The 8,966-nt window shown below is 44.6% G+C and carries 9 protein-coding genes; 4 read left to right on the top strand and 5 right to left on the bottom strand.

Features of this window, described 5'->3' with window-relative positions:
* Positions 1–248: 248 nt before the first annotated feature.
* Both J6U00_RS10775 and J6U00_RS10770 read left to right on the top strand, forming a co-directional pair.
* Positions 249–884, top strand: coding sequence for a glycerol-3-phosphate acyltransferase (locus tag J6U00_RS10775; protein WP_296581734.1), 636 nt, complete (start codon positions 249–251; stop codon positions 882–884).
* Positions 885–962: 78 nt separating this feature from the next.
* The gene (locus tag J6U00_RS10770; RefSeq protein ID WP_296581733.1) at positions 963–2,333 is read left to right on the top strand and encodes an MATE family efflux transporter; all 1,371 of its coding nucleotides are present in this window, start codon (positions 963–965) and stop codon (positions 2,331–2,333) included.
* 134 nt (positions 2,334–2,467) lie between these two features.
* On the opposite strand, the gene J6U00_RS10765 is transcribed toward J6U00_RS10770, so the two are convergent.
* The 5 genes from J6U00_RS10765 to J6U00_RS10745 all read right to left on the bottom strand — a co-directional run bounded on the left by J6U00_RS10765 (position 2,468) and on the right by J6U00_RS10745 (position 7,656).
* Positions 2,468–3,085, bottom strand: coding sequence for a ferritin family protein (locus tag J6U00_RS10765; protein ID WP_296581732.1), 618 nt, complete (start codon positions 3,083–3,085; stop codon positions 2,468–2,470).
* Positions 3,086–3,129: 44 nt separating this feature from the next.
* Entirely contained in the window at positions 3,130–3,351 is a 222-nt protein-coding gene (locus J6U00_RS10760; protein ID WP_296581731.1) for a hypothetical protein, read from the bottom strand.
* Positions 3,352–3,468: 117 nt separating this feature from the next.
* On the bottom strand, positions 3,469–5,217 hold the full coding sequence (locus J6U00_RS10755; RefSeq protein WP_296581729.1) for an NADH-dependent [FeFe] hydrogenase, group A6: 1,749 nt from the start codon (positions 5,215–5,217) through the stop codon (positions 3,469–3,471).
* Positions 5,218–5,231: 14 nt separating this feature from the next.
* Positions 5,232–7,091, bottom strand: coding sequence for an NADH-quinone oxidoreductase subunit NuoF (locus J6U00_RS10750; RefSeq protein WP_296581735.1), 1,860 nt, complete (start codon positions 7,089–7,091; stop codon positions 5,232–5,234).
* A gap of 70 nt (positions 7,092–7,161) precedes the next feature.
* Positions 7,162–7,656 carry an NAD(P)H-dependent oxidoreductase subunit E gene (locus J6U00_RS10745; protein WP_296581727.1) on the bottom strand — a complete coding sequence of 165 codons (495 nt, stop codon included), beginning with the start codon at positions 7,654–7,656 and terminating at the stop codon, positions 7,162–7,164.
* 609 nt (positions 7,657–8,265) lie between these two features.
* Between J6U00_RS10745 and J6U00_RS10740 the strand changes: the two genes are divergently transcribed.
* Both J6U00_RS10740 and J6U00_RS10735 read left to right on the top strand, forming a co-directional pair.
* On the top strand, positions 8,266–8,442 hold the full coding sequence (locus J6U00_RS10740) for a DUF4250 domain-containing protein (protein ID WP_296581725.1): 177 nt from the start codon (positions 8,266–8,268) through the stop codon (positions 8,440–8,442).
* Positions 8,443–8,495: 53 nt separating this feature from the next.
* Positions 8,496–8,966, top strand: a 471-nt coding sequence (locus J6U00_RS10735; RefSeq protein WP_296581723.1) for a hypothetical protein, incomplete at its 3' end; no start/stop codon positions are given.

Raw genomic sequence — 8,966 nt, 5'->3', positions numbered from 1 at the left:
TTCATTATTCACCTCTCCCTGTAATGCGCATACTGTTTCCCCCTTCATTCACTCTAATCGCAACGATAAAACAATATGTAACACCCAGATATATATTTTTATTTTTTAACTTTAAATGCTTTCCTTAATCCAAAATTTTTTTGCAGGGGCTTTACTTTTTCACGTAAATATGCTATTATATATTGTACTAAAAACGAATCGTCATTTTTTCAGGCAGTCAATCTGCCTATATTGGGGGGAGCATTTTTATGCAGATTGTTTTGTGCGCTCTGCTTGGATACTTCTTCGGCAATATCAATCCTGCCTTTATTATAGCTAAGTTCAAGGGATTCGATATACGCGAAAGAGGCTCGGGCAATGCCGGCGCATCAAATGCAGTTATAACTATCGGAAAGAAGGCAGGTCTTCTTGTAGCTCTGTTCGATATATTCAAGGCTGTGGCAGCCTCCCTTATAGCAGTGTACCTGTTTCCGGAGATAAAGTTTGCCAAGATACTTTCTGGTTCATGCTGCGTACTGGGACATATCTTTCCTGTTCTTATGAAATTTCACGGCGGCAAGGGGCTCGCCTCTCTCGGAGGAACTATCCTCGCTTTCAATCCATGGATATTCACTCTTCTTCTCGTATTTGAGATAATACTCGGCTTTTCGGCGGATTATGTATGTGTAGTACCTGTCACCGGCTCGGTAATATTCACACTTATATATGCTATTCTTACCGGCGACCTTGTTGGCACTGTTATCCTTTCCGTTGTGTCGTTAGTGATACTTTTCAAGCATATACAGAATTTCAAGCGAATACAGAACGGCACTGAGGCACATATAAGCTTCCTGTGGAAAAAGGATCAGGAAATAGCACGCATCAAGAAAAACACAAATGATTAAGGAAGTCCCTTCGGGGGCTTTTTTATGCCATTGTACGCAGCCGCAGCGCTTAAAAGCGGCAGATAGGAGTCGCATAATATGCATAGCAAAACATCGGATATGTGCGAGGGTCCGCTTGTCGGAAAGATAATCCTCTACACTATTCCTATAATACTGACAGGTATCCTGCAGCTTCTGTTCAACGCCGCCGACCTCGTCGTAGTCGGAAGATGCTGCGGAGATATCTCCGTAGGCGCGGTAGGCGCTACCGGAGCTCTGATAAACCTTATGGTAAATCTCTTTATAGGTCTCTCCGTAGGCGCAGGCGTCACTGTTGCCCACGGTATCGGTTCAGGCAGAACAGAGGACGTACACAGAACTGTACATACTGCTATACCTGCTGCTCTGATAAGCGGAGCCTTTCTGACGGTCATAGGCGTTTTTTTCTCGGGCACCTTCCTTGAGATGATGGATACTCCGGAAGACGTTCTGCCCCTGTCTTCAGCCTATATGAAAATATATTTCTGCGGAACGATACCGAGTATGATATACAACTTCGGCTCTGCTATACTACGTGCCGCAGGCGACACAAAGAGTCCGCTGTATTTCCTTACGGTAGCAGGTATACTCAACGTTATACTCAATCTGTTTTTTGTGATCGTTCTGAAAATGGACGTTTCTGGGGTTGCCCTTGCTACATCCATTTCACAAACATTGTCGGCAGCTCTCATAATGCGAGAGCTAATGCGCCGTGACGACGCTTGCAGGCTTGAACTGAAAAAAATGAAAATATATGGCAGACAACTGAAGCGTATAATACAGATAGGCTTCCCGGCAGGTCTGCAATCATCAATATTTGCAATATCAAACGTAATAATCCAGTCTTCTATAAACGAATTCGGAAGCACCCTAGGTCATATAGTTCTGTCAGGCAATTCAGCTGCCCAGAACGTGGAAGGCTTCGTATATACGTCGATGAATGCCTACAGTCAAACCTCCCTCAACTTCACAAGTCAGAACTACGGTGCAGGAAAACTCGACAGGATAATGAAGATAATGCGTATATGCCTTATCGCTGTTTTCTGCACAGGCGCATTCCTCGGACTGACTGCACTCTATTTTGGAGATCCGATACTGTCCATATATTTGCACGGATCAAAGGAAAGTATATACTACGGCATGTTACGAATGAGATACATAATGATCCCCTATTTCCTGTGCGGACTTATGGACGTAACTACAGGTCTTATACGAGGACTCGGAAGATCGGTGCTGCCTATGCTCATAACAGTCATAGGTGTGGTCGGCATAAGGCTGGGCTGGATATTCGGCGTGTTCAGGATAGAGAAATATCACACCCTGCAAAGTCTCTACTTCTCTTACACTATCTCATGGATTGCTACATTTGCAGTTGAACTTGGAGTATTTCTTGTGATAATGCGAAAACTAAAAAAACAGAAGTCTCTTTAACGATTATATATTAGACTAGGGCGGCTAAAGTAAGCCTCCTCCGGCGGAATCATGGCATAAAATTACCGAGCCCATAATTTCTGGCTCGGTAATCCACTTTTTCCGCTAAGGGAAGCTGTCTTTTGCTGCCCTTATTATTGCTCAATTATTTCACAAGACGTAAATGCCGCCTCACATTCACGGATAAAAAAGCCCTGCGCAACACTGCAGAGTGGACACTCCTGCGGCGGTTCACTTCCCTTGTGAATATGACCGCAGTTAAGACACAGCCATGTCTGCTCTGTATCTGATGACCTAAAAAGCCTGTCCTCACGTAAAAGTCTGCCGTAGTATTCAAATCTCTTGCGGTGACTTTTTTCTATATCCGCTATCATACTGAAACTGGACTCAATGTCAGGATATCCCTCGTCAGCGGCTATCCGTGCAAAGTCGGGGTACACAATGCTGTGTTCCTTTTCCTCCTCCGCTGCCGAAGCGTCGAGTAACTGCAAGATATTCTCAAATACATCTGCAGGATAGCCTGCCGAGATATCTACATTCTGCCCTGCGGAACCCTTGAGTTCCTTCCAGAACACCATTGCATGGCGCTCCTCCTGCTCAGCCGTAAAGCGGAACATTCGCTCAATACCCACAAGCTTCTGTTGCTGTGCGATAAGAGCTGCCTGATAATAGCGCTGCCGCGACTGGCACTCCCCTGCAAAAGCCCGCATGAGATTTGTCCTCGTCTGGCTTTCATTAAAATCATTCTGCATATTACTACCTCCCTTTGAAGGTAGTATCTGCATATCAAAGAATATTATTCATCAAGTATCGTATAACGATACTGCATGATACTTTCTGGATTTTTCAGGCGAATATTCTGAATATGGCCGCACTGAGGACAGGCGTCGCATATAACCTGACTCCTTTTAGGTTTAAGTTTCTTTTCTTCGCCGTCGGGATAAAACTGAACTGAGTACGGGGTAAGAAGAGTTCCCCTAACAACTCTTGCAGCACAAAATTCACATACATTATCCATAAGCATTCCTCCTGATCTCATATCATCTATTTATATCATTATATCACTTAATACATGATATGTCAATAAAAAAAAGAGCGGACATTAAGTCCGCCCTTCAATGAATTCAGCTTTTGATTATATTTCGTTAACTTTTCTCTTAACGTAAGATGTGTGGAGAACCTCATGTGCCTTGTGGCTGCCAGGCTTCTCGAAGAATTCCTCGTAAACCTTCTTTATAGCAGGGTTCTCATGAGACTGTCTGAGAGGCATTGACTTATCAAGGTTGTAGAGAACCTTTGCTCTCTCCTCTCTGATGTCAACAAAGTTTCTTACTCCCATAGGAACCTGAGGCTGACCGCCTCCGTTTACACAGCCGCCGGGACAAGCCATGATCTCAACGAATTGAGCGTCGCACTTGCCTGCTCTGATATCGTCAAGCACCTTTCTTGCATTTGCAAGACCGCTTGTTACGATTACCTTAACCTTGTTACCGGCAACATCATAGGTTGCTTCCTTAATATCCTTAGTACCACGTACCTCAGGTAGGTCTGTTACGTTCTCGCCTGTGAGTGTATATACTGCTGTTCTAAGTGCAGCTTCCATAACACCACCTGTAGCACCAAAGATAACGCCTGCACCAGTTGAGATACCCAGCGGATCGTCGAACTTCTCCTCAGGAAGTGAGTTGAAGAGAATACCAGCACGCTCGATCATTCTGCCAAGCTCACGGGTTGTGAGAGCATAGTCAACATCAGGAACGCCTGCTGCGCTCTGATCGGGTCTGCCAATCTCGAACTTCTTTGCTGTACATGGCATGATAGATACCATAACAATATTTTTGGGATCAATACCCATTTTCTGAGCATAATATGTCTTAGCTGTTGCGCCGAACATCTGCTGAGGCGACTTACAGCTTGAAAGATGATCGAGAAGATCAGGATAGTAGTGCTCACAGAACTTTACCCATCCAGGTGAGCATGATGTGATAAGAGGAAGTGTTCCGCCGTTTGAGAAGCGGTCGAGGAACTCGTTAGCCTCTTCCATGATAGTAAGGTCAGCAGCAAAGTCTGTATCGAATACCTTGTCAAAGCCCAGTCTGCGAAGAGCAGCTGCCATCTTTCCTTCTGCGTTAGTACCAATAGGATTGCCGAAGCACTCGCCGAGACCTGCACGAACAGCAGGAGCTGTCTGTACGAGAACTGTCTTTTCAGGATCAGCAATAGCTGCCATAACTTCTCTTGTGTAGTCTTTCTCTGAGAGAGCGCCAACAGGACATACTGCGATACACTGACCGCAGGATACACAGCTTGTCTCGCCAAGACCCATATCGAAAGCAGAGCCGATATATGTCTTGAATCCACGCTCATTTGCACCGATTACGCCAATACCCTGTGTCTTTGCACATACTGCTACACAACGGCGGCAAAGGATACATTTGTTATTATCACGGTACATGTGAGGAGCTGTGTTGTCTACATCGTACTCGTTCTTAACGCCGTCATACTTTGTTGCGTCCTCTACGCCGTAGTCCTTAGCAAGCTTCTGAAGCTCGCAATTTCCACTTCTTACGCAAGAGAGACATTTTCTGTCATGAGTTGAAAGAATGAGCTCAAGAGTCTTCTTTCTTGACTCGATGACCTTGGGTGAGCTTGTGAGTATCTCCATATTATTGGAACAGGGATATACGCAGCCTGCAACAAGACGGAAGCCTCTGCCTTCATTTACCTCTGTAACGCAGATACGGCAGGCGCCGATCTCGTTGATCTCCTTCATATAGCAAAGTGTAGGAATTTCAAAGCCTGCAATATGAGCAGCCTCAAGAACAGTGGTGCCCTTGGGAACTTCTAATTCAACACCGTTGATTTTAACTGTAATATTTTCCATCACTATTCCTCCGCTTACTTCTTGATGATTGCATTGAACTTACATGTTGCGATACAAGCACCGCACTTCACGCACTTAGTCTTGTCGATCTCCATTGCAGCAAGCTTCTTGCCGGGAGCGATGTAATCGGTTCTTGAGATAGCGGAAGCAGGACACTGCTTAGCACACATACCGCATCCGATACACTTATCCTTTTCAATCTCGAAGCTGAGGAGGTCCTTACATACACCTGCAGGACACTTCTTGTCAACTACGTGAGCAATATACTCGTCACGGAAGCATCTAAGTGTTGAAAGAACAGGGTTCGGAGCTGTCTGTCCAAGACCGCAGAGCGAATTAGCCTTTATGTGGTAAGCAAGCTCTTCGAGCTTGTCAAGGTCCTCGAGAGTACCCTTGCCCTTTGTGATTCTGTCAAGGATCTCCCACATTCTCTTTGTGCCGATACGACATGGTGTACACTTACCGCATGACTCGTCAACAGTGAATTCGAGGAAGAACTTTGCGATATCAACCATACAGTTATCCTCGTCCATAACGATAAGTCCGCCTGAACCCATCATTGAACCGATACCGATGAGGTTATCATAGTCGATCGGGATATCGAAGTTGGAAGCGTCGATACATCCGCCTGAAGGACCACCTGTCTGAGCAGCCTTGAACTTCTTACCGTTCGGGATACCGCCGCCGATCTCTTCGATAACTTCGCGGAGGGTAGTACCCATAGGAACTTCAACGAGACCTGTGTTCTTGATCTTTCCACCGAGAGCGAATACCTTTGTACCCTTTGACTTCTCGGTACCCATTGATGCAAACCATTCTGCACCGTTGAGTATGATCTGAGGAATATTAGCGTATGTCTCAACATTATTGAGGATAGTAGGCTTCTGGAAGAGACCTTTTTCAGCGGGGAAAGGAGGTCTCGGACGGGGCTCACCACGGTTGCCCTCTATAGATGTCATAAGAGCTGTCTCCTCGCCGCATACGAAAGCACCGGCGCCGAGACGGAGGTCGATATCGAAGCAGAAATCTGTTCCGAAGATATTCTTGCCGAGCATACCGTTTTCACGAGCCTGCTTGATAGCAATGTTAAGGCGCTCAACAGCAATAGGATACTCAGCACGAACGTATATGTATCCCTGTGTAGCACCTATAGCGTAACCAGCGATAGTCATAGCCTCGAGTACAACGTGAGGATCGCCCTCAAGTACGGAACGGTCCATGAATGCGCCCGGGTCACCCTCGTCAGCGTTGCAGCATACATACTTCTGGTCAGCGTTGGGAACTATATTTCTTGCGAGCTTCCACTTCATACCTGTGGGGAATCCGCCGCCTCCACGTCCGCGGAGACCTGAATCGAGGATAGTCTGAATAACATCCTCAGGAGTCATCTCTGTGAGTACCTTGCCGAGAGCAGCATATCCGTCTCTTCCGATGTACTCTTCGATATTCTCTGGATTAATAACACCGCAGTTTCTGAGAGCTACACGGTGCTGCTTTTTATAGAATGATGTATCGTCGAGAGACTTAATCTCATCGCCTGCAACAGTCTCCTCATAGAGGAATTCCTTTACAGGGTTGCCGCCGATAAGGTGCTCGTCAACGATGCGGGAAATCTCTTCAACCTTAACACGTGAGTAGAAAGAGCCCTCGGGGTATACGATCATGATAGGTCCGCGCTCACAGAGTCCGAAACAACCTGTTTTAACGATCTGTACTTTATCTTTAAGTCCCTTTTCTGCGAATTCCTTTTCAAGCTCTGCAATGATCTTGGGAGAGCCTGAAGATGTACATCCTGTACCACCGCAGACAAGGACGTGTCTTTCATATTTTGAAGAAGCATTGCCATGTGTTCTGAGAGCAACCTCGCCCTTCATGCTGTCTCTGACAACCTTGAGTTCTTCAAGAGTCTTCATAAGTTAACCTCCTAATTGGTAATTATTGGAATCAAGCGTATTTTTCGATGATCTTGTCAACGTCGTCAACAGTGAGACGGCCGTAAACATCTTCGTTTACAGTAAGAACTGGTGCAAGTCCGCAAGCGCCTATGCAGCGGCAAGCATCAAGAGAGAACTTACCATCGGGAGTACACTCGCCTCCGCCAATTCCAAGCTTTTCCTGGAGCTTATTGTAGATATCTCCGGAACCCTTAACATAGCATGCTGTACCAAGACAGACTGAAATTGTGTACTCGCCCTTCGGATAGAGTGAGAACTGAGCGTAGAAGGTAACAACACCGTAGATCTTCTCTAGAGGGATCCCTGTGTTATCGGAAATAATTGCCTGAACCTCGATCGGAAGATAGCCGTAGATCTCCTGAGCTTTCTGAAGGATCGGCATGAGTGAGCCCTTGTCGTCCTTCTTCTCTTTGATGACCTTGAGGAGCTCAGCCTCCTGCTCGGGGGTACCCTTGAAGGGAACAGTTGATTTAGCTGAATTCATTAAATGAACCTCCTTAGTATTAGCTGTGAAAAATGTAACAATGTCGAACATAAAAAATTATGAGACAAAAGTCAAATCTCACATATCTTTACTATTATACCATATAATAAATAATATTTCTATCGCTATTTTAGCCTAATTAGATTCTACTTTACTGTGCATTTTAGACAAATATATCACAAAACACAAAAGCGCCGCCTTCAACACTTACATTTGTAAAGGCTCTTAGTTTGCCGATAGGTTTTAGTTAAAATGACTTTACAAATGTGACATGTCAGACTTGAATGCTTTTTTAATTTGTTAACATTATTACCTATTGTTGCCTTTTTCTCTTTTTTCTTAAAAAACTGTGCAGTAATCCACTATATTTCATTTAGGATTTATATTTTAATCCATATTCTTTATGCGTTATATAACAAAATACTTATTTACAAAAATTTCAAATTCTATATGCTTCAATACTTATTGACAAACCTGTTTTATTATTGTATATTAAAATTATAACATAGACTTAAACAGCGTATCTTCGCTGTTTCCGTTCTGTTTGCGGAACGTCCTGCACTGCGTTCCGGCATTATTCTGTCACCGTTAAAAGGAAAAGGAGAAATTATGAGTTTACCGAATGATCCTGTTATTTTACTCAGCTATATCAATACGCTTCTTCGTGACAAGTACCCGTCTTACGAGGAGCTCTGTAAAAGCCTTTGCGTTTCAGCGGACGATATCGAACACAAACTCAACGGCATAGGATATGTTTATGATCCTAAAACCAATTCATTCAAATAGTATCTCATAAAGGATACTGAAATAACGCTTTATGCATATCAATGGGAGGGCTTATGAAACAATTCATAAAAAAGATCACGGCTTTTTCGGCTTCTGCCGTAATCGCTGTTTGCTCCGCAGCTTCAGGCGCATTAATCGGAGCTGACACCACGGAAGAAACGACATACACAGTTCATTTTGACCTCAGCGAGGAGGGCGTATCCGTCGCTCCGGACAAAAACAACAATATTCCCGAAATAACGGATATTACCAAGAAGGGAAACAGCTCCATATTAATACCTAATGCTGACCTTGAAAAAGAAGGATATATCTTCTCAGGCTGGACCGAAGATGATATCAAGGGCTATGTCAAGGGCGATGTTTTTAGGATAAAGGACCACGATGTTACTCTCCACCCGGTATGGGTAGACGAAGAGGACGATGTGTTCCATAAGATTACATTCAGAGTTGAATGGAACGGTGAAATAGATACTGACGCAGAAAAGCTCGTTCCACCTGTAAAAAAGCAAGCAGGCAGATTTGTG

It is taken from the genome of Ruminococcus sp. (assembly GCF_017650195.1).
Taxonomy (GTDB): domain Bacteria; phylum Bacillota; class Clostridia; order Oscillospirales; family Ruminococcaceae; genus Ruminococcus.
Note: the sequence above shows the minus strand (reverse complement) of the source record. Positions and strands in the feature narration are given on the sequence as shown.

What these genes read in the sequence shown, in the direction of transcription:
- J6U00_RS10775 (WP_296581734.1), top strand. Translation starts at nt 249, where the DNA reads ATGCAGATTGTTTTGTGCGCTCTGCTTGGATACTTCTTCGGCAATATC.
- J6U00_RS10770 (WP_296581733.1), top strand. Translation starts at nt 963, where the DNA reads ATGCATAGCAAAACATCGGATATGTGCGAGGGTCCGCTTGTCGGAAAG.
- J6U00_RS10765 (WP_296581732.1), bottom strand. Translation starts at nt 3,085, where the DNA reads ATGCAGAATGATTTTAATGAAAGCCAGACGAGGACAAATCTCATGCGG.
- J6U00_RS10760 (WP_296581731.1), bottom strand. Translation starts at nt 3,351, where the DNA reads ATGGATAATGTATGTGAATTTTGTGCTGCAAGAGTTGTTAGGGGAACT.
- J6U00_RS10755 (WP_296581729.1), bottom strand. Translation starts at nt 5,217, where the DNA reads ATGGAAAATATTACAGTTAAAATCAACGGTGTTGAATTAGAAGTTCCC.
- J6U00_RS10750 (WP_296581735.1), bottom strand. Translation starts at nt 7,091, where the DNA reads ATGAAGGGCGAGGTTGCTCTCAGAACACATGGCAATGCTTCTTCAAAA.
- J6U00_RS10745 (WP_296581727.1), bottom strand. Translation starts at nt 7,656, where the DNA reads ATGAATTCAGCTAAATCAACTGTTCCCTTCAAGGGTACCCCCGAGCAG.
- J6U00_RS10740 (WP_296581725.1), top strand. Translation starts at nt 8,266, where the DNA reads ATGAGTTTACCGAATGATCCTGTTATTTTACTCAGCTATATCAATACG.